The 20,423-nt window shown below is 67.2% G+C and carries 17 protein-coding genes; 11 read left to right on the top strand and 6 right to left on the bottom strand.

Going from position 1 to position 20,423, the window contains the following annotated elements; genetic code table 11:
- Positions 1–304: 304 nt before the first annotated feature.
- The gene (locus KF715_03455; protein MBX3735723.1) at positions 305–2,440 is read left to right on the top strand and encodes a S9 family peptidase; all 2,136 of its coding nucleotides are present in this window, start codon (positions 305–307) and stop codon (positions 2,438–2,440) included.
- 144 nt (positions 2,441–2,584) lie between these two features.
- Here KF715_03455 and KF715_03450 read toward each other — a convergent pair whose 3' ends face one another.
- Positions 2,585–3,046 (bottom strand): response regulator, encoded by a 462-nt coding sequence (locus KF715_03450; GenBank protein ID MBX3735722.1) that lies wholly within the window; start codon positions 3,044–3,046, stop codon positions 2,585–2,587.
- A gap of 95 nt (positions 3,047–3,141) precedes the next feature.
- Between KF715_03450 and KF715_03445 the strand changes: the two genes are divergently transcribed.
- A complete protein-coding gene (locus KF715_03445) occupies positions 3,142–3,606 on the top strand; it encodes a tRNA (cytidine(34)-2'-O)-methyltransferase (GenBank protein MBX3735721.1) in 465 nt (154 codons plus the stop codon).
- A gap of 174 nt (positions 3,607–3,780) precedes the next feature.
- Here the strand turns inward: KF715_03445 and KF715_03440 are convergent, their stop codons facing one another.
- The 5 genes from KF715_03440 to KF715_03420 form a co-directional block, all read right to left on the bottom strand.
- A complete protein-coding gene (locus KF715_03440; GenBank protein ID MBX3735720.1) occupies positions 3,781–4,095 on the bottom strand; it encodes a helix-hairpin-helix domain-containing protein in 315 nt (104 codons plus the stop codon).
- Positions 4,096–4,132: 37 nt separating this feature from the next.
- Positions 4,133–4,855: a DUF3826 domain-containing protein gene (locus tag KF715_03435; protein ID MBX3735719.1), complete on the bottom strand. Its 723-nt coding sequence runs from the start codon at positions 4,853–4,855 to the stop codon at positions 4,133–4,135.
- A 24-nt stretch (positions 4,856–4,879) separates the two neighbouring features.
- Positions 4,880–5,860, bottom strand: a complete 981-nt coding sequence (locus tag KF715_03430) for an ATP-binding cassette domain-containing protein (GenBank protein ID MBX3735718.1) — start codon at positions 5,858–5,860, stop codon at positions 4,880–4,882.
- A gap of 269 nt (positions 5,861–6,129) precedes the next feature.
- On the bottom strand, positions 6,130–7,110 hold the full coding sequence (locus KF715_03425) for an ABC transporter ATP-binding protein (GenBank protein ID MBX3735717.1): 981 nt from the start codon (positions 7,108–7,110) through the stop codon (positions 6,130–6,132).
- A 10-nt stretch (positions 7,111–7,120) separates the two neighbouring features.
- Positions 7,121–9,034: a hypothetical protein gene (locus KF715_03420; protein ID MBX3735716.1), complete on the bottom strand. Its 1,914-nt coding sequence runs from the start codon at positions 9,032–9,034 to the stop codon at positions 7,121–7,123.
- A gap of 268 nt (positions 9,035–9,302) precedes the next feature.
- Here KF715_03420 and KF715_03415 point away from each other — a divergent pair, with 268 nt between their 5' ends.
- The 9 genes from KF715_03415 (at position 9,303) to KF715_03375 (ending at position 20,129) form a co-directional block, all read left to right on the top strand.
- On the top strand, positions 9,303–10,292 hold the full coding sequence (locus tag KF715_03415; protein MBX3735715.1) for a glycosyltransferase family 9 protein: 990 nt from the start codon (positions 9,303–9,305) through the stop codon (positions 10,290–10,292).
- A complete protein-coding gene (locus KF715_03410) occupies positions 10,293–11,351 on the top strand; it encodes a glycosyltransferase family 9 protein (GenBank protein ID MBX3735714.1) in 1,059 nt (352 codons plus the stop codon).
- Positions 11,352–11,483: 132 nt separating this feature from the next.
- Positions 11,484–11,972 (top strand): RNA polymerase sigma factor, encoded by a 489-nt coding sequence (locus KF715_03405; GenBank protein MBX3735713.1) that lies wholly within the window; start codon positions 11,484–11,486, stop codon positions 11,970–11,972.
- Entirely contained in the window at positions 11,969–12,514 is a 546-nt protein-coding gene (locus KF715_03400) for a hypothetical protein (GenBank protein MBX3735712.1), read from the top strand. The genes KF715_03405 and KF715_03400 overlap by 4 nt, the downstream gene beginning before the upstream one ends.
- Positions 12,511–13,905 carry a hypothetical protein gene (locus KF715_03395; protein ID MBX3735711.1) on the top strand — a complete coding sequence of 465 codons (1,395 nt, stop codon included), beginning with the start codon at positions 12,511–12,513 and terminating at the stop codon, positions 13,903–13,905. The genes KF715_03400 and KF715_03395 overlap by 4 nt, the downstream gene beginning before the upstream one ends.
- An 85-nt stretch (positions 13,906–13,990) precedes the next feature.
- Positions 13,991–15,262 (top strand): serine--tRNA ligase, encoded by a 1,272-nt coding sequence (gene serS, locus KF715_03390; protein ID MBX3735710.1) that lies wholly within the window; start codon positions 13,991–13,993, stop codon positions 15,260–15,262.
- Between the two features lie 173 nt (positions 15,263–15,435).
- A complete protein-coding gene (tilS, locus tag KF715_03385) occupies positions 15,436–16,398 on the top strand; it encodes a tRNA lysidine(34) synthetase TilS (GenBank protein ID MBX3735709.1) in 963 nt (320 codons plus the stop codon).
- A gap of 94 nt (positions 16,399–16,492) precedes the next feature.
- Positions 16,493–18,499 (top strand): ATP-dependent zinc metalloprotease FtsH, encoded by a 2,007-nt coding sequence (gene ftsH / locus KF715_03380; GenBank protein ID MBX3735708.1) that lies wholly within the window; start codon positions 16,493–16,495, stop codon positions 18,497–18,499.
- Between the two features lie 262 nt (positions 18,500–18,761).
- Positions 18,762–20,129, top strand: coding sequence for a UDP-glucose 6-dehydrogenase (locus tag KF715_03375; GenBank protein ID MBX3735707.1), 1,368 nt, complete (start codon positions 18,762–18,764; stop codon positions 20,127–20,129).
- Positions 20,130–20,423: the final 294 nt, after the last annotated feature.

Below are 20,423 nucleotides of genomic sequence, written 5' to 3'. Positions count from 1 at the left end.
CCCTCCCGGCAGGTGTTCGAGGTGGTCGCCGCCGTCCCCGGCGGCGACGAAGCGCACGAACGAGGCATGCGCCGCGCTCGCTCCGCATCTTCGGCACAAATTCCGGTTGCGACACGCGCCGCGCTGCGAGGCCGTGGCTTCGTTCACGGCGCGGCTACAGCCGCGCCCTTCCATGTGGTTTTCCCGGGGGGGATGGTGTGAAGACCGCACCATTCATCATGCAAATCGACCGCTTCATTGGGCCAAAGGGAGCAATCGGCCTCTTCGGCTTGCACCGGGCGCGGCGGTCCGTTGCCTAGGCCGTATGAAGTTGAAGGCCCTGGTTACCCTCGCGGCCGCGCCCGTGTTGGCGTTCGCCGCCCAGTTCGAATACCCCGCCAGCAAGACGGTCGACCAAGTCGACGACGTGCATGGCGTCAAAATCGCGGACCCGTTCCGCTGGCTCGAAGACGTCGACTCTGCCGACACCAAGGCGTGGGTCGACGCGCAGAACAAGATCACGTTCGACTTCCTCAAAAACCTGCCGAAGCGCGACGCCATCAAACAGCGCCTGCAGGAGCTGCTGAACTTCCCGCGCTACAGCCTGCCGGGCAAGACCGGCGGCCGTTATTTCTACACCTACAACACCGGCCTGCAGAACCAGTCGCCGCTCTTCGTGAAGGACTCGCTGACCGCCGAGGGCCGTCTCGTGATTGACCCAAACACGATGTCGAAGGACGGCACCGTGGCGCTGTCGACCATTGCGCCGTCCGAGGACGGCAAGTGGGTCGGCTACGGCATCGCGCGCGCCGGTTCGGATTGGAACGAGTTTCGCGTGCGCGACCTCGCCACCGGTCAGGACACCGAAGACGTGATCAACTGGGTGAAGTTCTCCGGCTTCAGCTGGGCCAAGGACAGCTCGGGCTTCTTCTACTCGCGCTATCCCGAGCCGCGCCGCGAGGGCAACCAGGTCTTCAGCGACCTCTCGAACCAGAAAATCTATTTCCACCGCCTCGGCACGAAGCAGGCCGACGATCTCCTCGTCTACGAGCGTCCCGATCAACCGAAGTGGGGCCTCGGCGGCGGCGTCACCGAGGACGGCCGTTATCTCATCATTAATGTCTCCGAGGGCACCGATCCGCGCAACCGCCTCTATTACCTCGATCTCCAGGACGCGAAGAAGCCGGTCGTGCAGGGCGAAGTCGTCCGCCTCATCGACGTGCTCGAGGCGAGCTATAACGTCATCGGCAACGACGGTTCCACGCTCTTTCTGCTCACCGACCTCGACGCGCCGCGCAACAAGGTCATCGCGATCGATCTCAAGAATCCCGACCGCGCGAACTGGAAGACGCTCGTGCCCGAGTCGAAGGACGTGATCTCCAACGCGGCCTACATCGGCGGCAAGTTCGTCGTGAACTACATGCAGGACGCCAAGAGCGTGCTCGCGGTTTACGCGAAGGACGGCGCGTCGCTCGGCAACATCGCGCTGCCCGGCATCGGCAACGTCGCCGGCCTCAGCGGCCGCGAGGACGAGAGCGAGATGTTCTTCTCCTTCGCGTCGTTCACGTATCCGACGACCAACTTCCGCGCCGACCTCGCCACCGGCAAGGTCGAGGTTTTCCAAGCGCCGAAGGTCGCGTTCGACCCGAGCGTCTACGAGACGCAGCAGGTGTTCTACACGTCGAAGGACGGCACGAAGGTCCCGATGTTCATCACGCACCGCAAGGGCATCAAACTCGACGGCTCGCATCCGACGCTCCTCTACGCCTACGGCGGCTTCAACATCTCGATGCTGCCCACGTTCTCGACCTCGAACCTCGCTTGGATGGAACTCGGCGGCATCTACGCCGTGGCCAACCTGCGCGGTGGCGGCGAATACGGCCGCGAGTGGCACCTCGCCGGCACGAAGCTGAAAAAGCAGAACGTCTTCGACGACTTCATCGCCGCCGGCGACTACCTCGTCGCGCAGCACTACACCTCGCACGACAAGCTCGTGATCAGCGGCGGCTCCAACGGCGGCCTGCTCATCGGCGCCGTCGTCAACCAGCGCCCCGACCTCGCCAAGGTCGCGTTTCCCGCCGTGGGCGTGATGGACATGACGCGCTTCCAGAAATTCACGATCGGTTGGGCGTGGGCGAGCGACTACGGCTCCGTCGACGACAGCGCCGAGATGGCCGCTTATCTGAAAGGTTACTCGCCCGTGCACAACGTGAAGCCCGGCGTCCGCTACCCGGCGATCATGGTCACCACCGGCGACCACGACGACCGCGTGCACCCCGGCCACTCGTTCAAATACGCCGCCGCGCTCCAGGCCGCCAATCCACAGAACCCGCTCCCGATGTTCATCCGCATCGAGACGAACGCCGGCCACGGCGCGGGCAAGCCGATCTCGAAGCAGATCGAAGAGACGGCCGACAAGTTCGCCTTCGCGCTCTACTACACGGGCGGCGCGGCGAACTGAGCGCGCTCAACGCCTCCGCCAAAACGAAGCCCGCCGCGAGGCGGGCTTTTTCATTGCCGTGCCGGACCGATGAGACGGCCTCCGTTTCGCGCCGAAAGGCGTTGTGGTGGGGATGCGGTGGCCGGCGTCCGCGGTCCGGGCGCTTCAGCGCACGAACGGGAACGGCGGACGCGAACCCATCCAGTAGCGGTTGATCTCCTCGGCGAGCGCGGTCCATTTGAACGGCTTGCGCACGACCGCCTTCAGCGCTGCCACGCGAGCCGCGCGCCCGACGCCCAGCTCGATTTCGTGCGCCGTGATCATGACCGCGGGCAGGTGCGGCTTGATCGCCTGCACGGCGGTGAGAAATTCCAAGCCGTCCATCCCCGGCATGTGGTAATCGGTGACGATCAGCCCGACGTTCAGTGTCGGCAGTGCGGCGAGCGCTGCGGCGGGACGCGAAAAGCTGTGCACCGGGCACGCGAGATGTTCGCCGAGCAGTTGCTGGAGCAAATCGATGTAGGCCACCTCGTCGTCGAGCAGCATCACACCCATGCCAAACGGCGCGCCGCTGTCGGACACGGCGGCCGACTGCGAATTGGGCGAGGGCGAGGACGCGGACTGCATGGGGATTGACGCGGCGGCCCCAGGCCCGGGCGCCGGGTGACAATGGGATGGAATATGCGCTTGGGGCTGGCCAGCCTAAATCCGCCCGCTGCGCCATGCTCCACGTCATCCTCTTCCAACCGCAAATTGCCCCGAACACCGGCAACATCGGCCGCATGTGCGCCGTGACGAAATCGCGCCTGCACCTCATCCATCCGCTGGGCTTCAAGATCACCGACGCGAACCTGCGCCGCGCGGGCATGGACTACTGGTTCTCGCTCGACGTGCACCAGCACGAGAACTGGGAGACCTTCAAGGCGAGTCCGGCCGCACCGCAGCGCCTGTGGCTGTTCACGACGCACGCCACCCGGACGTTCTGGGACGTGAAGTTCGCGGATGGCGACGGCCTGCTGATGGGCAACGAAGGGGCGGGCGTGCCGGATTGGCTGCACGCGGAGTTCGGCGACGAGCGCCGGTTGAAAATCCCGCACGCCAACGGAGAGCTGCGCTCGCTCAATCTCTCGACGGCCGCCGGCGTGGCCGCTTACGAGGCGCTGCGCCAGATTGGCCTGCCGAAGTAAGGCCTGCGCGGCGATGCCGCGGAGCGCCGAGCACCTGTGGGAGCGAGCTTGCTCGCGACTCCCGGCGCGGTCGCGAGCAAGCTCGCTCCTACAAAAGCGGCCTCGGGCGAAAAACGCGCGGAACGCGCTGCGCGATACTCCGCGCTGGGCGCTATCGGGAAACCGGCGCCCACCTCAATGGCGCGCGCGCTGCGCCTTCTTCACCGGCGCGTCCTGCCAGTTCCACCAGAGGAGCTTCTCCGGGCGCGGGCGTTTCGTCTTCGCGAAGTAGACCGCGCAGCGGAAGGTGTAGAGCACGCACCGATCCTGCTTCGACGCGGTCAAGCGCTCGAGCCCGCGGTAGAGTTTCTCGGGATCCTTTTTCTTCAGATCGGCGACGCGGCGGACGCCGAGCGAGTAGAGGTCGAGGGCGAGGCTCGGCCCGATGCCTGGGATGGTGCGCAACTCGCGCAACGATTCCTGACGGGCGGCGAAGGGATCGGTTTTCATGGCGTGGAATGTAGCCGAGTCCCCTGACAGCGGCCTGTCAGTTGGCTTTCGCGGGTTCGGGCGCCGGCGCGGCTTTCCTGGCCGCCTTTTCCGCCTGGACCTTCTGGACGTAGGCGCGGAACAACGCCTTCCAGTCGCGGCCGCGCGAGATCAGATACTGTTCGGACTTCGTCTTGTAGATTTCGAAGATGGCCGAGATCTGCGGCATGCTCTTGTAGTCGACGGCTTCCTCGCGCGCCTGCTGCAGAAAACCGAGGATGATCTTTTCCTCCTCTGCGGTGAGATCGGGCACGATCGCGTGGTAGCCCTTCAGGGTGAAGGCGACCTTGCCGACCGTGTATTTGTCTAGGATCGCCTCGACTTGCGCCTCGGTCAGGTCAGCGCGCAGGCCGGACATCAGCGCGGCGTGGACCGTTTTGGGCATGGCGCCGTCGGCGATCATCTCGCGGTCGAGTTTGCTGAGCGGTTTGCCCGTCGCGGGGTTCACGCCCTCGGGCACGGTGGTGTAGGGGTGGGCGTTGTGCCAGTCGCGGACCGTGGTGAGGTGCGCGGCAATGACGGCGCGGACGCGTTCGGATTTCGCCGGGTCGGCGAGGCCGAGTTCGCCCACCCAGGCAGCGGCGCGTTTGAGGATCGCGGGATCGGTTTTCGCGGGTGCGACGGCGCCCGGTTCCGCGGCGCGCAGGATGGCGGAGCCAACGAGCGCGACAGCGAACGCGACGAATTTCAATCCACGGGAGAACGGGCGGGAGATGTGCATCGCCGAGAGAGACGCCGGGCGGCGTCAGTCGATTTCACCGAGACGCACGCAGGCGGCGGTATGACCCGGTTCGACGGCCAGGAGCGGCGGGCGGTCGCGGAGACATTTCTCCTGCGCGTAGGGACAGCGCGGATGAAACGGGCAGCCGCCCGGCGGATGCATCGGCGAGGGCGGATCGCCCGCGAGCACGATGCGCTCGCGGCCGTCTTCGGGACGCACCGTGGGAATCGCGCTGATGAGCGCGCGGGTGTAGGGATGCCGTGGGCTGTCGATGACGGCGGCGGCGGGCCCGAGCTCGACGATTTTGCCGAGATACATCACGGCGACGCGGTCGCTGACGTGTTTCACCACCGAGAGATCGTGCGCGATGAACAGCAGCGTGAGGTTCATCTGCCGGACGAGCGTCGCGAGGAGATTCAGGATCTGCGCCTGGATCGAGACGTCGAGGGCCGAGACCGGTTCGTCGGCGATGATGAGCTGCGGCTCGAGCGCGAGCGCGCGCGCGATGGCGATGCGCTGGCGTTGTCCGCCGGAGAATTCGTGCGGGTATTTCCGCGAGAAGCGAGAGGCGAGGCCGACGAGCTCCATCAGGTGCGCGACGCGCGCGGGAATCTCGGCCGGTGGGCAGACCGCGTGCACACGCAGCGGCTCGGCGAGCGCGTCGAACACGGTCATGCGCGGATTGAGCGACGCGAACGGGTCCTGGAAAACCATCTGCATGCCGCGGCGGGCCGTTTTTACTTCCGCCGCGGAAGCCGTGGTCAGGTTCCGGCCGGCGAGAATCACGCTGCCGCCGGTCGTCGGCACGAGCTGCATGACCGTGCGGGCGAGCGTGGACTTGCCGCAGCCGGACTCGCCGACGAGACCGACGACTTCGCCGCGCGCGATCGTCAGCGACACGCCGTCGACGGCTTTCACCGTGCCGGTTTGCCGGCGCAGCAGGAAGCCGGACTCGACCGGGAAGTGAGTCTGCACGTCGCGGAGTTCGAGGAGCGGTTCAGGCATGGAGAAGGCCCACGGAATACACGGAACGCACAGAATCCGGTTTGGCCGGACGCTTGTCTGCCAGTGTGTTGAAAGTCATTCGAGAATCGCGGGTGGAGGGCGCTGCTCCGACCGCGGCGCGAATGTTCTCGGCGGCGACGCAGCGCCGGCTTCCATGGCTCATCCACGAGCTCGGCGGTGGCGTCGCGGTCGGTTGCTTGGATTCTTCGCTGCGCTCAGAATGACAGCTGCGGGAGATCATTTCCGTGTGTTCGGTGTGTTCCGTGGGTCTACAGCTTGAGTTCCCCGCGTTGCACACGCAGGCAGGCGCTTTCCTGTTCGGGGTGGACCGGCAGCAATGCGACCGGTTCGCGGTGGCAATAATCGACGGCGTGCGGGCAGCGCGGGGCGAACGGGCAACCGGCGAGCGGTTTCGAGAGATCGGGCGGCAGACCGGGAATCGTGTGGAGCGCCTCGCCTTTTTGCTGGAGCGCGGGAATCGAGCGTTGCAGGGCGTGCGCGTAGGGATGGCTCGGCGCGGTGAACAGCGTGCGCGTCGGCGCGCGTTCGACGATGCGGCCGGCATACATCACTTGCACGCGGTCGCAGAGGCCGGAGACGACTGCGAGGTCGTGCGTGATGAAGATCACCGCCATGCCGTGCTGGCGTTGGAGTTTCTTGATCAGCTCGAGAATCTGTGCCTGCACCGTCACGTCGAGCGCGGTGGTCGGCTCGTCGGCAATGAGCAACTCGGGATTCGTGATGAGCGCCATCGCGATCATCACGCGCTGGCGCATACCGCCGGAGAATTCGTGCGGGTATTGTTGGAGGCGGCGGTCGGGTTCGTTGATGCCGACCTCGTCGAGCATCGCGCGGGCGCGGGCGAGGGCGTCGGCGCGGCTGATCTTTTCATGGATGAGCAGCGGCTCGATGATCTGTTCGCCGATCCGCAGGTAGGGGTTCAGCGAAGTCATCGGATCCTGGAAAATCATCGCGATGCGCTTGCCGCGGATGGCGCGCGCTTCGGCGGGCGAGCAGTGCAGCAGATCGGTGCCGTCGAAAAGCGCACGTCCGCTCTCGATGCGGCCGGGCGGCTGCGGGATGAGGCCCATCAGCGAGTAACAGGTGACCGATTTGCCCGAGCCGGACTCGCCGACGATGCCGAGCGTCTCGCCGCGTTCGAGGGCGAAGCTCACTCCGTCCACCGCGCGGTAGACGCCGCTGCGCGTGTGGAAATGGGTGCGGAGATCGGTGACGGCGAGGAGGGGCAAGGAGCGGAGTCTAGAGCTGAGAGTCTAGAGCTGAGAGTTGAGAGCGCACGGCGGCGACGACAGTTTCGGGTCGAAGGTCGGCGAGCGAGCCGCCACCGGTGCACGGGCAGCCGGGCGGTTGAAGGAGAACGCGCGGCGCGTCGAAAACCGGGCCGGTGCGCACGGGGTTCGTCGGGCCGAACAAGCCGATGACCGGCACGCCGAGCGCGTTGGCGAGGTGCAGGCCGCCGGTGTCGTTGGCGACGAGCACGGCGCAGGCTTGGAGGCGTTCGGCGAATTCGACGAGGCCGGTCTTGCCTGCGAGATTTTCCACGCGTTCGCCGAAACCGGCGGCGATCGCGTCGGTGATCGCGCGGTCGTTGGGCGTGCCGAAGAGCGCAAATTTCCGGTCGGGCAACGCGGCGATGAGCGCACGCCAATGCTCCACGGGCCAGCGCTTTTCGGGCGTGTTTTCCGAGCCGCAGATCAGGCCAATTGGGGAAGCTGAGAGCTGAGGGCTGAGAGCCGAGAGCTTGAGCGGCGCGAGGTTGGCCGGCTGTTCGAGGCCGAAGCGGCGGAGAAAATCCGTCCAGAGCGTGAGTTGGTGATTCTGCGCCTCGTCGAAGTTGGACGGCAGTTCGAAACGGTGCGTGAGCAGCGGACGCGGGTGGCCGCGCCGCACGAGGCCGAAGCGCTGGCGCGCGCCGGTGCACCACGCCTCGAGGTCGCCGCGCGTGGAGTTCGTGAAGAGCAGGTAGCAGTCGGGAAATTCTGCGCGGGCGCGGCGGAATTCCGCGAAGTAGGCGAGACCGTCCGCCTTCGGCAGCGCGCGGTGGCGGTCGGCGAGCGCGAGTTTCTCGAGGAGCGGCAGGTAGGCCGCTTTGGCGATGAACGTGATCTCGGCGTCCGGTCGCGCGGCGCGGATCGCTCGGAGCAGCGGCAGCGCCATGACGACGTCGCCGAGCCAGTTGGGCAGGCGCACCCAGAGGCGCGTGCGGCGGGGCAGGGCGGCGAGGCCGCGCAGGCGGAGCTCGTCGGCGAGGAAGTTGCGCTTCTGCGCGAGACGGAAGCGCGCGTGCGGTGCGTCCTGGTTTTTCCAGCGCTGGTGGCCCCAGAGCCACGAGGTGCACTGGTTTTCGTCGGCGCGGAGTTTGTCCTCGAGCCAGCGGTTGAGCGCGATCGTCACGCCTTCGGGTGTGCCTTCGTGGACGAGGCGTTCGACGTGCAGCTCGACGCGCCAGAAGCCGAGGTAGCGCGGGTAAATGACGTAGACAACGGCGCCGAATTTCGTGGCGAGCAGGCCGGGCAGCTCGGTGGTAGAGCAGACGCGGTCGCAGAGCAGCGTGAGCGCGCCTTGGTCGCCGGCGTTCTGGTCGTGGAGGATGCCGATGAAGCCGTTGCGCCGGAGAATTTTCACCGCCTCCTGAAACCCCTGCTTGCGCGACAGCAACCGCATGCCGAAGCGCTCGCGCGTCTGCCGGATGAATTCATCCGCGGATGGATTGTCGATCGGCCGGAAGATCGACGCGAACTCCGGGAACGGTCCCTCGACGAGGAGCGAGAGCGCCGTCTGCGCTTCCCAATGCGCGAAGTGCGGCGAGCAGAACAGCGTGGCCTGCGGTTGGGCGCGATGCGCGGCGAAGGCGGCGCGGAGCGAGTCGGTGCCGCGCACGATCTCGCGCACGCGATCGGCGCTGAGATACGGGCTCGCGAGCGAGTAGAACGCCGTCTCGACGAACCGCCGGATGCACTCGCGGGCGGCCGCGCGGCGCCACTCGCCGCTGCGCTCGGGAAACGCGTGGTGCAGGTTCGCGTGCATGAGCCGGCGGCGGCTCGGCACGAGGTAATAGAACGCGACCGCGACCAGCCGGGTGAGCGCGCGCAGTGCGGCGAGGGGCAGGTGAGCGAGGACCCAGCCGGCGAATTGGAGCCCGAGCTTAACCATGGCGGACCGCAGCGCGCACAAATGCTGCGGGGGTGGTCGCCGCCGTCCCGGCGGCGACGAGCGCGTGAGTTTCGGCGCCGGCGACGGAACGTGCGCACCTGCCCGCTGGCGCCGTCGGGGACGTCGGCGCCCACCTTCCGATTGCGCGCGGCGACGCGGTGCTAAATTGCCTCAAATTTTTCCTGCTCAAGGTGTTTGAATTTGCCTTCGGCGAAGTCGGATGAAACCTAACTCGCGGGTGGTTGAAAGGAATTTCTCCACCGGCTCCATGCGCGAACTGCTCATCATCCAACCCGCCTCGCTCGCCGACATCGTGCACGGCTTGCAAGTCACGGCATCGCTGAAGGCCCAACAGCCCGACTGGCGCGTGTCGTGGATCGTGCGCGACGTCTTCGCGCCGCTGGTGCGCTCGAGCAGCGTGGTGGATCAGATCTTCGTGTTCCGCCGACTCGGCGGCGTGCGCGGGTTTTTCCAGCTCATGCGCGAGGTGCGCGCGCGGCAGTTCGACGTCGTGATGGATTTCCAGGGGCTGCTCCGCTCCGGCCTGATGGTGAAATGGACGCACGCCAAGCGCCGCCTTGGCCGCGCCGACGCGCGCGAGGGCGCGACCCTGTTTTACTCGGAAAAAATCTCCGCGCCGACGCCCGGGCCGCACCACCCGTTGGCAACGCTGTTGCAGTTCCTCGTGGCCGTCGACGCACAGCCGGAGCTGCACGGTCCGCTGCACTTCCGCGATTTCGGCAAGCTGAACCTCTCGTTCATGGAGAAGCGCAACGGCCTGCGTCCGGTGCTGATGTTCCCCGAGAGCCGCCGCGAGGACAAACGCTGGCCGGAGTTCGCGCAGCTTTCGTCGCTGCTCGTGCGCGAGGCCGGCCGCAAGGTCGTGTGGGCCGGCTCGCACTACCTGCCGTGCAAGGAGGCGTTCCCCGACGGCGCGTTCGTCAACCTCACGGGCAACACCAGCCTCAACTCGCTCGCGGCGCTCATCACGCACGCCGAGTGGGTGATCTCGAACGACACCGGCCCGCTCCAACTCGCCGCGGCGCTCGGCGTGAAAACGCTCGGCATTTTCGGGCCGACCGATCCGCGGCTGTCCGGACCGTATCCGCTGACGAGCACGTCTAATTTCTACATCCAGGCGCCGGTCGGCGATCTGCGCCTGCTCGCCGCGCGCGACGTGTTCGCGCGCCTGAAGCGCCGCATGGAGACCGAGAGCGGCCCCGCGCGCGTGCCGTCCCCGTCCGCTCGGACGAGCTGAGTGCAACCGACCGCCGCCCCGCGCCGCCTCTGCCTCGTGCGCCTCTCGGCGCTCGGCGACGTCGTGCTCGCCACCGCGCTCGTGCAGACGTTGCGGAAGAATTTTCCCGCCGCGCAACTCACCTGGATCACGAGCGGCATGACGCGCGAGCTGCTGCTCGGCCTCGAAGGCGTGGAATTCATCACCGTGCCGCGGCCGATGAAGCTGGGCGACTATCTCGCGCTGCGCCGGACGCTGCGCGGGCGCGACTTTGACGTGCTGCTCGCCGCGCAGGCGAGTTTCCGGGCGAACCTCGTGCACGCGTGCGTGCCGGCGCGCCGGAAAATCGGCTTCGATGCGCGGCGCGCGCGCGATCTGCACGGATGGTTCGTCGGCGAGCGCGTGCCGCCGTGCGACGAGCATCTCGCCGAGGGCTTCCTCGCGTTTGCCGGCGCGCTGGGCGTCGCGCCGGAGAATTATGTGCGCTCGCTCACGCTGCCCCTCGGTTCGATGGACACGACGGCGGCGCACGCGCTGGTCGGCTACGGCAGGTATTTCGTGATCAATCCCGCCGCGAGCAAGCCGGAGCGCAATTGGCGCGCCGAGCACTACGCCGCCGTCGCGATGCATGTCGCGCGGGCAACCGGCTGGCGCATCGTGCTCACGGGCGGCGCAGGCTCCGCCGAGAAGGCGCTGACGGACGCGGTGAGCGCGCAGTTGAAGGATATGCCGCTGCCTCCGCTCAATCTCGCGGGACGCACCTCGGTGCGCACGCTCGCGGCCGTGCTGGCCGGTGCCGAGGGTCTGCTCGCGCCCGACACCGGCCCGGTGCATCTCGCGGCGGCGGTCGGCACGCCGGTCGTGGGACTCTATGCGGTCGCGCGTTCGGCACTGACCGGGCCGTGGCCGGAGCGCCGGTTTTGCGTCGATCGTTACGCGGACGCCGCGCGGCAGTTCCTCGGCACCGCCGAACCCGGCTGGCACCAGCGGGTGCATGATGCGCGGGCGATGGACTTGATCACGGTCGAGGAAGTTTGCGCGCAGGTGGACCGATTGATCGCCGAACGCCGCGGGCGTTGACCGACGCCGCGAAGCCGCGTGCTCCGCGCGGAGCGATGGGCGCCGGAATTTTTTTCGCTCCGGCGAACTTTCGGCCCGTCTTTTGCGAGGTAGGGGAGTAGGAAAGCCCAACCTTTCTCCGCCCTGCGCTCGATGAACCCTGCACACCGCCAACTCGAAACCCTCTACCGGGAGACGGGCGCGAACCTGCTCGCTTACTTCCGCAGCCGGCCGACGCTGGCGTTGCAGGCGGAGGATTTGCTGCAGGACACCTTTGCGCGGGCCCTGCAACACCCGGAGCGGCTGGCCGCCGCGCTGTCGCCCCGCGCGTATCTGTTCGGCATCGCGCGGCACGTGGGGCACGACGCGCTGCGCCGGGCGGCGCCGGCAGTCGCGCTGACCGACGACGAGGAGTGGACCGCCGAAGTCGAAGACGCTCGGCTCGCCGACATGCGCGAGGCCGTCGGACGGTTGCCCGCGGCGCAACGCGAGACGCTGCTGCTGAAACTGCGCCACGATTTGAGCTACGAGGAAATCGCGGAAGCGCTCGATATTCCGATCGGCACCGTGCGCTCGCGGTTGCACGCCGCAGTGCACGCGCTGCGCGCCACGCTCAACCCCGCTTCACCCACGCGCCCATGAAATCCGAAGAACTCGACTCCCTGTTCATCGACCGCACCGCCGGCGAACTCGCGCCCGCAGTGGTCGCGCTGTTGGACGAACACCTCGCGCGCGATCCGTCCGCCGCCGCCCGCGCCGCAGAGTTGGACGCGACGATGCGCCAGGCTCGCGCTGCCGTTGCCGCACGGGCGACGGAGGTTCTGCCACCGCTGCGGGTGCTCGGAACCGCGTCCGCGAGTCCGCCACGGGCGTTGCGAGTGCCCGGCGGCGAATGGCTGCGCCTCGCCGCGGCGATCGTCGTGGGGCTTTCGGCGGGAACCGGTGTCGGCTTGAAACTGCGCACGCCGGACCGCGCCGCGATCGCGGTCGTGGCAACGGCCAGTGCCGCTGCGGATGCGTCCGCACCGGAGCGCGCGGAGCCGTCGTCGCGCTTTTGGTCGGCCTCGCGTCGCACGGCGGAGCTGTTGCAACCGGCGGCCCGCAAGTCCGGCGGGGCCACGGCGCGGTCAGCGCTTCAATGGCTGCCCTCGCGCGCCAACCCGATTTCGGAGGAAAAACCATGAAAACCGTTGCCTTGTTCGCCGGCGTTCGCCGGCTCTGTGTGCTGCCGCTCGCGGTCGTGCTACTGCTGCTTGCGGGATGTTTGGAGAAAAATCTCCTGTGGTCGCCCGACGGCCGTCGCGCGGTCGTCTTCGGTCAGGAAGGACTTTATCTGACCGACGCGGACGGTCGCCTGTCGCCGTTGCTCGTGCCCGGCGCCAACCTGGCGGCTTGGCTCGGCGACTCGCAGCAGCTCGTGGTCGCGCGCAGCCAGCGCGTCGGCTCGTGGGACGAAGCCGCCCGGCATCTCGGGGCCGAGCGCGCCGGAAAGTTTGCCGCTCAGGTCGAGCAGCTGTGGCAGAAGTCGCCGGCGGAGACGTTGGCCAAGGCGCGGCTGCAGAAGGTTTACAAAGCGGAGCCGGCTTGGTGGCAAATCTACCTGCGCGATCGTCATGGACCGGAGGTGCGTGCCCAACTCGACGCGGACACCTGGAACGCGTGGAAGACCGCGCAGGTCGAGGTGCACGAGTTGGTCATGGCCAAGATCGAAGGCGACACGCTCGTGACGGGTGCGGCGCTTTACGCCGGTGCCGGCGAGATCGAGGAGATCCGCGTCGCGGCGGGCGACCGCGCGATCGCCTGCGTTGCCAAGCCGGGTCTCGCCCCGGAACCGCAGGAAAACGAATTTCAGTTGTGGGTGGCGCGCTTGGGTTCGCCGAGCGCGCCGGAGTTGATCGCGACGCGTGTGGCGGCTTACCCGGATTGGACCGCCGACGGACGCGACGTCGTCTACGTGCAGGCGAACGCCGGCGCGGAGCACGACCAGTTGCGGCTGGGCACGCTGGTGCAGCGGCCGGTGTTCGATGCGGCGGGCGCTGGGCTGAAGGCGCCGGAGCCGCGGGAGCTCGCCGGTTTTGTGTTTTCGGAGCAGGCGCGGGTGCGGTGCCTGCACGATGGCCGGATTCTCTTCAACGCCGCCGAACTCAGCCTGCCGGTCGCCGCGGAGGATTTCGGCGACACGCGCGAGCAGCTGTTCGCGCTGGATCCGGCGCGGCAGGCCACGCTCACGCGTCTGGTGCCGCGCAAGCACGAGGCTAATCTGCCGCAATCGCTCGCGTTCTTCGAGGTCAGCCCGGACGAGAAGCAGGTGCTGTTCGGGGATTTTCACGGCGCGGTGGCGGTGCTCACGCTCGCGAGCGGCGACGTCGCCCAAGTGCAGGAAGCGGGCAAGGACAACTTGCAGGGGCAGCCGGTGTGGCGCGGCGCGGGCGAGTTCAGCTACACGCGCCGCGTCGCCGACCGGGCGGCCGTGCGCAAAGCCGAGATCGTGCTGCGCGCGGCGGACAAGGATCGCGTGTTGAGCGCGAGCTGGCCCGACGAGATGGTGAACCGGCTGTTCAGCGAGAAGAAGTAGCGCCGGCGGCGGACGGCCGGGGCGCGTTCTAGCTCCCAAAATCGCCTTGCTGGGGCGCGGCGTTCCCCGGTTAATCGTCGCTCCTATGCTCGATCCCAAAGTCCTTCGCGAAACGCCGGATGTCGTCCGCGCCGCCATTGCCAAGAAGCACCTCGACGTCGACCTCGACGCGGTGCTGGCACTCGATCACGCGTGGCGTTCGCAGCTCGGCGAGGTCGAGCAGCTCCGCGCCAAGCAGAAGGCGGCCAACAACGAGATGGCCGCGCTGAAGAAGGGTTCGCCGGAATTCCTCGCCAAGGTCCAGGAAATGAAGGCCGTCTCCGCCGAGGTGAAGGCGCGCGAGGAAGGACTCAAGACGGTCGAGGAGAAATGGCGTGACGCGATGCTCACGCTGCCGAACGTCCCGCACGCCTCCGTGCCCGAGGGCAAAACGCCCGAGCAGAACGTCGTTTTCGCCACGCACGGCGACGTGAACGCCGTGTCGCCCGCCGCGCAGCCGCATTGGGAGATCAAGGGTTTCGACAACCTGCTCGATTTCGGCCGCGGCGCGAAGGTCACCGGCGCGGGTTTTCCGTTCTACGTCGGCGACGGCGCGAAGATCGTGCGCGCGCTGTTGCAGTTCTTTTTGGATGAGGACGTGAAGGCCGGCTACACCGAGGTCGCGCCGCCGATCTTCGTCAACGCCGCCAGCGCCACCGCCACCGGCCAGCTGCCGGACAAGGAAGGGCAGATGTATGAGACGACGCCCGACCGGCTCTTCGCCGTGCCGACGGCCGAGGTGCCGCTGACGAATTTCTTCCGCGACGAGATCGTCGAGGAAAGCGCGTTGCCGATCAAGCGCTGCGCCTACACGCCCTGCTTCCGCCGCGAGGCGGGCAGCTACGGCAAGGACGTGCGCGGCCTGAACCGCCTGCACCAGTTCGACAAGGTCGAGCTGCTCAAGTGGGTGCATCCGACGCGCAGCTACGAGGAACTCGATGCGCTCCGCGACGACGCCGAGCGCCTGCTCCGGAAGCTCGAGCTGCCTTACCGCGTGCTGCTGATGTGCGGCGGCGACCTCGGCTTTTCCCAGTCGAAGAAATACGACCTCGAGGTCTGGGCCGCCGGCCAGAAGCGCTGGCTCGAAGTGTCCAGCTGCTCGAACTTCGAGGCCTTCCAGGCGCGCCGCGCGCAGATCCGTTTCCGCAATCAGGAAACCGGCAAACCCGAACTCGTGCACACGCTGAACGGTTCCGGTCTCGCTGTGCCGCGCGTGCTCGCCGCGCTGCTCGAGAACAACCTGCAGGCCGACGGCCGCGTGAAGATCCCGGCGGCGCTCGTGCCGTATTTCGGCAAGGAGTTCCTGAGTTTCAAGTAAGCGGGCATCCTGTAGGAGCCTGCTCGCAGGCGACCCACTCGCGTCCGTATCGCCTGCAAACAGGCTCCTACATGAAACGCCGCCGCAAACCCGCCCGCGCCCAGCCCGATTGGCCCGCCATCGCCGCGGCGTTCGTGCGGCGCATCGCGCACGGCGCGTTGCATCCGGCGGCGATGAATTACGCCCTCGCCGACTGGGAGCGCGAGAAGCGCCGACGACCGCACGTGAAGCACCCGCGGTGGGCGCTCGCGTTTTCCGGCGGCGCCGACTCGCTGGCGTTGCTGCTGATCTTCTGGGCGGAAGCGGAGGGGCGCTGGGGGCGGGAGTTCGTCGCGCTGCATTTCAACCACCGCCTGCGCGGGCGCGCGGCCGACGCGGACGAGAAATTCTGCCGCGAGGTCTGCGCCGCGCTCGGCGTGAAGTTCGTCAGCGCCCAGTGGGCGAACGCCGTTGCGCACGCGAGCGAGGCCGCCGCGCGCGAGGCGCGCCACGCATTTTTCGCCCGCGAGATGAAGCGGCGGAAGCTGCGTCTGCTCTGGCTCGGACACCAGCAGGACGACATTGCCGAGACGATGTTGATGCGCCTCGCGCGCGGCAGCGGCACGAGCGGGCTCGCGGCGCCGCGGCCGGTGCAGGAGCAGGCCGACGGGCGCGTGCATTTGCGGCCGCTGCTGACGCTGAAGAAGGCGGACATCGTGGCGGCGTTGCGCGCGAGCGGCGCCCGCTGGTGCGAGGACGCGACCAACGCGGGCGAGGCTTTCTGGCGTAATCGTGTCCGCCGCTCCGTCCTGCCCGCGTGGACGAAGGCCGCAGGGCGCGACGCGCTGGCCGGGGCCGCACTCGCGCGCGAACGTCTCGAAGAAGACGACGCGGCGCTTGAAGCGTGGCTCGACGCAGTCGCGCCGCTGCGCGGTCGCACGCTCGACTTGGCGCGGCTGGCGGGCAAGCCGTTCGCGTTGTGGCGACGGGCGCTGCATCGTTGGATGGTCGCGAACCAGCCGGCCACGGACCTTTCCCGCCAAGGTTTCGAACAACTGCTCGCCGCCCTCCGCCGCGGCCGGGACACGAAATTCAGCCTGGGCACGCAGGCTTTTGCGGTCGTCCGCGCCGGGAAACTGTCCCTGCGGCGGGCGTGAATTTCGTTCCGATTTCGGGACGAAATTCCTCCGGGCCTTCATTTGACTTATCCCAGGGGAACCTCCACGTTGCCCCTCCAGTCCCAAAACCCGAATGTCCGACTCAGACGACAACAAGAAACGCCGCCCCCTGAAGAACCTGCCGCCGGAGAGTTTTCAACCGAAGGTGCTCCTCATCTGGGTGGCGATCATCGGCGCCATCGTGGCGCTTTTCATGTTCAATCCGGGACGCGCACCGCAGCCGGCCTCGCTGAAGATGCAGCAGGTCGTGGAACTGGCGGAGCAGGGGAAGCTGCTCACCGGCACGATCCAGCCTGACCCGTCGCAAGGCCGCGACTGGTATTCGGTCGCCGGCAAGCTGAAGGAGTCCAGCCTTCGCACGGAAGCCGGCACGACCGACGCGTTTGTGGCGACCGGCCGGTTGACCGACGGTAATTTCGAGCGGCTTCAGCGCTCGCAGGCTTTCGTCGAAAAGCCCGCGACCACTGCGATGACCCAGCTCATCTACAACATCCTGCCGTTCGTCATCGTCATCGGTCTGCTCTATTTCCTCTTCGTCCGCCAGCTGCGCAACGCCGGCAAGGGCGCCCTCAGCTTCGGCAAGAGCCGCGCCAAGCTCCTCACGCGCGAGAAGGATCGCATCACGTTCGCCGACGTCGCCGGTTGCGACGAGGCCAAGGAGGAGGTCAGCGAAGTAGTCGAGTTCCTGAAGGATCCGAAGAAGTTCCAGAAGATCGGTGGTCGCATCCCGAAGGGCATCCTCATGGTCGGTCCTCCGGGCACCGGCAAGACGCTCCTCGCGAAGGCCATCGCCGGCGAGGCCGACGTGCCGTTCTTCTCGATCAGCGGCTCGGACTTCGTGGAAATGTTCGTCGGCGTCGGCGCGAGCCGCGTGCGCGACATGTTCGAACAGGGCCGCAAGAACGCGCCCTGCCTGATCTTCATCGACGAAATCGATGCGGTCGGCCGGCAGCGCGGCGCGGGTCTCGGTGGCGGCAACGACGAGCGCGAGCAGACGCTCAACTCGCTGCTCGTCGAGATGGACGGCTTCGACACCCAGGAAGGCATCATCATCATCGCGGCGACCAATCGCCCCGACGTGCTCGACAGCGCGTTGCTCCGCCCCGGCCGCTTCGACCGTCAGGTGGGGATCGATTTGCCCGACATCGTCGGCCGCGAGCAGATTCTCCGCGTCCATGCCCGCAAGATCGCGCTGGCCGACAACGTCGACCTCTCCGTCATCGCGCGCGGCACGCCCGGCCTCTCCGGCGCCGAACTGGCCAATCTCCTCAACGAGGCCGCGCTCCTCGCCGCCCGTCGCAACAAGAAGAAAGTCGACATGACCGATGTCGACGAAGCGCGCGACAAGGTCCTCTGGGGGCTCTCGCGCCGTCGCGTGATGGACGACAAGGAGAAGCGCGCCCTTGCCTGGCACGAGGCCGGACACGCCGTCGTGGGCGCCGTGCTCGATGACGGCACCATGCCCGTGCACAAGGTCACCATCATCCCGCGTGGCCAGAGCCTCGGCAGCACGACCTATCTTGCCACCAAGGACATTCTCGGCCGCACCAAGAAGCAGTATCTCGACCGCATTTGCACCTCGATGGCGGGCCGCATCGCCGAGGAATTCGTCACGAACGACATCAGTGACGGCGCCAGCGGCGACATCAAGCAGGCGACCAAGATCGCTCGCTACATGGTGTGCGATTTCGGCATGAGCGAGCTCGGCCCCATCGCGATGGGCGAGAACCAGGACACGGTCTTCCTCGGTCGCGACATTACCCGCTCGCAGCATCTCAGTGAGGACACGGCGCGCAAGATCGACCTCGCGGTCTCCGCGTTCGTCACCAGCGAATACCAGCGCGCGGAAAAGATCCTGAAGGATAATCGCGCGGCCTTGGACAAGATCGCCGAGGCGCTGCTCGAGCACGAGACGATCGAGGGCAAGCACGTCTTCGAAGTCCTCCAGCACGGTGAGATCAAGTCCCCCGTCGTTTCCAGCAAGCCCGCTCCGCGCGACGGTGCGGCTGCGAAACCTTCCGGCACTGCCGCCGCGTCCGATACTTCGGGAGCGCCGGCTCCTGCGCCGACGCCCGCCTGAGCGCGCGGGCGCTCCTGCGCCGCCTTCACCGAAGCCGAGGCCATCGTGCCTCGGCTTTTTTGCGCCCGTCGCGACGAGCGGAGCGGGAGCTCCCAGCTCCCGTTGCCTTCCGATGCCGAACCTGGGAGCCGGAAGCTCCCGCATCCTTTCAATGCCAGCCGCGGCGGCGGCGCGCCGTTGGCCGGCCTTGGGGGAGGCGGGTGGCCCGGGAAAATCGTCCTTGGATTTGCGCGGTGCGGCAGCCAACCTGCCTCTTTCCCCTATGAAAATCTGCTGTATCGGTGCGGGTTACGTTGGCGGGCCGACCATGGCCATGATCGCGCTCAAGTGCCCGGACATTCAGGTCAACGTCGTCGACATGAACGCCGCGCGCATCGCCGCGTGGAACAGCGACAAGCTGCCGATCTACGAGCCCGGCCTCGACGAAGTCGTGCGGCAGGCCCGCGGGAAGAACCTCCATTTCACCACCGATGTCGCCGGCAACATCAAGTCGGCCGACATCATCTTCGTCGCCGTCAACACGCCGACGAAGACCTACGGCGTCGGCGCCGGTCGCGCCGCCGACCTGCGTTACATCGAGTCCGTCGCCCGGACGATCGCGCAACACGCCACCGGTTCGAAGATCATCGTCGAGAAATCCACGATTCCGGTCAAAACCGCCGACACCATCCGCTCGATCCTCGCGTCGAACGGCTCCGGCCTGCAGGCGCAGGTGCTCTCGAATCCCGAGTTTCTCGCGGAAGGCACCGCCGTGCAGGACCTCATTTTGCCGGATCGCGTGCTCATCGGCGGCGAGCGCACGCCCGAGGGCGACAAGGCCGTGGAGTCGCTCGTCTCCGTCTACGCCCGCTGGGTGCCGCGCGAGCGCATCATCACGACCAACCTGTGGTCGTCGGAGCTCTCGAAGCTCGTCGCCAATGCCTTCCTCGCGCAGCGCATCTCCTCGATCAACTCCATCTCCGCCCTCTGCGAAGCCACCGGCGCCGACGTCGACGAAGTCGCCAACGCCATCGGCAAGGACAGCCGCATCGGCCCGAAATTCCTCAAGGCCTCGGTCGGCTTCGGCGGCTCGTGCTTCCAGAAGGACATCCTGAACCTGACCTACCTCTGCGAGTCCTTCGGCCTCCCCGAGGTCGCCGCTTATTGGACGAACGTGGTCGGCATCAACGATTGGCAGAAGAAGCGCTTCGCCGCCCGCATCGTGAAGGAGCTCTTCAACACCGTCGCCGACAAGAAAATCGCCGTGCTCGGTTTCGCCTTCAAGAAGGACACCAACGACACGCGCGAGACCGCCGCGATCAACGTCTGCCGCGACCTGCTCGCCGAGCACGCCAAGGTGTGCGTCTACGATCCCAAGGTCCCGTCCGACGAGATCGTGGCCGACGTGCTCGGCAAGAGCGGGTCCGACGCGCGCCTCAGCATCGCGCAATCGGCCTACGAAGCCTGTGCCGGCGCGCACGCCATCGCGATCGTGACCGAGTGGGACGAGTTCAAGAAACTCGACTACGCGAAGATCTACGCATCGATGCCGAAGCCCGCGTTCATCTTCGACGGCCGCAACATCCTCGACCTCGCCGCGCTCCGGAAGATCGGCTTCAAAGCCTCCGGCATCGGCAAACCGACGGAGTAAATCGCCCATCCGTTCCGCGGAATCTCCCGGTAGGGGCGCTTACTCTCAAGCGCCCTCAACTTCGGCCCACGAATCAAACAAGGCCGCGCAAGCCGACGCTGCTGCCGGTGGGGGGGCCGATGCAAAAGTCGCGGTGGAGTTTGCGCCCGCGGAACCGTCCTCCCTCGTGGCGCGGTCGTTCGCCGCGCACTTCCGCAGGGTCGGCGCGCGCGAGCGACGAGCAAAAATCGACGTGGCGCGCTCCGGCATCGTGCGGCTGCGCCATTAGGGATTCGTCGCGAAGGCAACGGCGGT

The sequence above is a fragment of the Candidatus Didemnitutus sp. genome (assembly GCA_019634575.1).
GTDB lineage: Bacteria > Verrucomicrobiota > Verrucomicrobiia > Opitutales > Opitutaceae > Didemnitutus.
This window is presented reverse-complemented; position numbering and strand designations above follow the sequence as displayed.

Coding starts and splice junctions, on each gene's coding strand:
- KF715_03405 (MBX3735713.1), top strand. CDS start 11,484: ATGAACCCTGCACACCGCCAACTCGAAACCCTCTACCGGGAGACGGGC.
- KF715_03420 (MBX3735716.1), bottom strand. CDS start 9,034: ATGGTTAAGCTCGGGCTCCAATTCGCCGGCTGGGTCCTCGCTCACCTG.
- KF715_03435 (MBX3735719.1), bottom strand. CDS start 4,855: ATGCACATCTCCCGCCCGTTCTCCCGTGGATTGAAATTCGTCGCGTTC.
- KF715_03440 (MBX3735720.1), bottom strand. CDS start 4,095: ATGAAAACCGATCCCTTCGCCGCCCGTCAGGAATCGTTGCGCGAGTTG.
- KF715_03450 (MBX3735722.1), bottom strand. CDS start 3,046: ATGCAGTCCGCGTCCTCGCCCTCGCCCAATTCGCAGTCGGCCGCCGTG.
- KF715_03400 (MBX3735712.1), top strand. CDS start 11,969: ATGAAATCCGAAGAACTCGACTCCCTGTTCATCGACCGCACCGCCGGC.
- ftsH (MBX3735708.1), top strand. CDS start 16,493: ATGTCCGACTCAGACGACAACAAGAAACGCCGCCCCCTGAAGAACCTG.
- KF715_03375 (MBX3735707.1), top strand. CDS start 18,762: ATGAAAATCTGCTGTATCGGTGCGGGTTACGTTGGCGGGCCGACCATG.
- KF715_03445 (MBX3735721.1), top strand. CDS start 3,142: ATGCTCCACGTCATCCTCTTCCAACCGCAAATTGCCCCGAACACCGGC.
- tilS (MBX3735709.1), top strand. CDS start 15,436: ATGAATTACGCCCTCGCCGACTGGGAGCGCGAGAAGCGCCGACGACCG.
- KF715_03415 (MBX3735715.1), top strand. CDS start 9,303: ATGCGCGAACTGCTCATCATCCAACCCGCCTCGCTCGCCGACATCGTG.
- serS (MBX3735710.1), top strand. CDS start 13,991: ATGCTCGATCCCAAAGTCCTTCGCGAAACGCCGGATGTCGTCCGCGCC.
- KF715_03395 (MBX3735711.1), top strand. CDS start 12,511: ATGAAAACCGTTGCCTTGTTCGCCGGCGTTCGCCGGCTCTGTGTGCTG.
- KF715_03430 (MBX3735718.1), bottom strand. CDS start 5,860: ATGCCTGAACCGCTCCTCGAACTCCGCGACGTGCAGACTCACTTCCCG.
- KF715_03455 (MBX3735723.1), top strand. CDS start 305: ATGAAGTTGAAGGCCCTGGTTACCCTCGCGGCCGCGCCCGTGTTGGCG.